General features: G+C 72.3%; 1 protein-coding gene. It reads left to right on the forward strand.

The window, feature by feature from the left end:
* A partial coding sequence (locus ABT300_RS43335) for a non-ribosomal peptide synthetase (protein ID WP_351688486.1) occupies nt 1-2,217 on the forward strand: 2,217 nt, incomplete at its 5' end.
* Nucleotides 2,218-2,293: the final 76 nt, after the last annotated feature.

Below are 2,293 nucleotides of genomic sequence, written 5' to 3' on the forward strand. Positions count from 1 at the left end.
GTGCCGTTCGAGCGGCTGGTGGAGGAGCTGGCGCCGGCGCGTTCGATGGGCCGTCATCCGTTGTTCCAGACGGTCTTCACGATGCAGAACAACGCGCGGGCCGTCCTTGATCTCCCGGGTACGGGAGTGAGTGGGATGCCGACGGGTGCGGCCACGGCGGCGCGGTTCGACCTGGATGTGCTGCTGGGCGAGGCTTTTGATGCGCAGGGCGCGCCGGCGGGTGTGTTCGGCACGGTGATCGGTGCGGCGGATCTGTTCGAGGCGGAGTCGGTCGAGCGGATCGCGGAGCGCCTGGTGCGGGTGCTGGAGCTGGTGGCGGGCGATCCGGGGCTGCGGCTGAGCGCGGTGGACGTCCTGGAGGAGACCGAACGGCGGCGGGTGCTTGCCGAGTGGAACGACACCGGGGTGGACTTCGGTGCGGCTCTGGTACCGGAGTTGTTCGCGGTCCAGGTGGTGCGTACACCGGATGCGGTGGCCGTGAGGGCGGACGGTGAGGAGGTGTCGTACCGGGAGCTGGATGAGCGGGCGAACCGACTGGCCCACTATCTGCTGGCGCAGGGGGTCGGCGCGGAGTCGCTGGTCGGCATCTGCCTCCCGCGGGGCGTGGACATGATGGTGGCCCTCCTCGCCACCTGGAAGGCGGGTGCCGGCTATCTGCCGGTCGATCCGGAGTACCCGGCGGAGCGCATCGCGTTCATCCTGGCGGACAGTGGCGCGGTGCTGACGCTCACCGACGAGGAGGTGCTGGACGAACTCCCGGCCGGGCGGGCCCGGGTGGTGGCGGTCGACGGTGCGCTCACGGCGATGCAGGTGGCCGCCCTGCCGACGACCGCTCCCGGGATGCCGGTGTCGGCGGACGGTCTGGCGTACGTGATCTACACGTCGGGCTCGACGGGTCGGCCGAAGGGCGTGGCGGTCACGCATGGCGGGCTCGCCAACTACGCGCGGCATGCGGCCGGTTCGTACGGCGCGGAAGGCGGTGCGCCGCTGCACTCGTCGCTGGCGTTCGACCTGACGGTGACCAGCGTGGTCGTACCGCTGATCTCGGGTGCGCCGGTGGTGGTGAGCCGGGAGGGCGGCGCCGAGGGACTGGCGCAGCTGCTGCGGGACGGCGGAGGGTTCGGTCTGGTGAAGGCCGTCCCGGCGCATCTGCCGCTGCTGGGCGAGATGCTGTCGGACGGCCAGGTGAAGGGTGCTGCGGCCAGCTGGGTGGTCGGTGGCGAGGCACTGCCGGCCGCAGTGGTGCGGTCCTGGCTGGAGCGGGCTCCCGAGTCGGTGGTGGTGAACGAGTACGGGCCGACGGAGACCGTGGTGGGCTGCGCGGTGTTCGCGTTGCGGGCCGGGCAGGAGATGGGCGAGCCGGTTCCGGTCGGCCGTCCGATCGCCAACACTCGCCTTTATGTGCTGGACGAGTACCTGCGCCCGGTGGCGCCGGGTGTGGCCGGTGAGCTGTACATCGCGGGTACGCAGTTGGCGCGTGGTTATGTCAAGCGCCCGGGCCTGACGGCTGAGCGGTTCGTCGCGAACCCCTTCGAGCCCGCTCTGCGCATGTACCGCTCGGGTGATGTGGCGCGCTGGCGTACGGACGGGCAGCTGGAGTATCTGGGCCGGGCGGACGAGCAGGTCAAGGTCCGCGGTTTCCGGATCGAGCCCGGTGAGGTCCAGGCCGTGCTGGCTGCCCACCCGCAGGTCGCGCAGGCCGCGGTGATCGCCCGGCAGGACGTCCCCGGGGACACCCGGCTGGTGGCGTACGTCGTCGCCGACGACGAGGTCGGCGGACTCCCGGACACCGTCCTGGCGTTCGCCGCCGAACGGCTCCCGGAGTACATGGTCCCGTCGGCCGTCGTGGTGCTGGACGCTCTGCCGCTGACCGGCAACGGCAAGCTGGACCGCAAGGCCCTGCCCGTCCCGGACCACGCCGTCGGCGCGGGTGCCGGCCGGGCCCCGGCCAACCCCCAGGAGCAGCTGCTGTGCCAGGCCTTCGCAGCGGTCCTGGGGCTGGAGAAGGTGGGCGTCGATGACGACTTCTTCGAGCTGGGCGGGCACTCGCTGCTGGCCGTGGAACTGGTCGCCCGGATCCGTGCCGTGATGGAGGTCGAGGTGCCGATCAGGACGCTGTTCGACGCGCCGACCGTGGCGGGACTCGCGCAGCGGCTCGGCACCGAGAAGTCGAGCCGGCCGGCCCTGCGGCCGATGCGCGACCGGGGCGCCCGATGAGGACGCGGCACTGACCGGACCGGCCCGGGTGGATCGGCCCGGGTGAACGCCGCCGGCCGGCTGCCGCGGTCCGTGG

This window comes from Streptomyces sp. NPDC001027 (assembly GCF_040299045.1).
GTDB lineage: Bacteria > Actinomycetota > Actinomycetes > Streptomycetales > Streptomycetaceae > Streptomyces.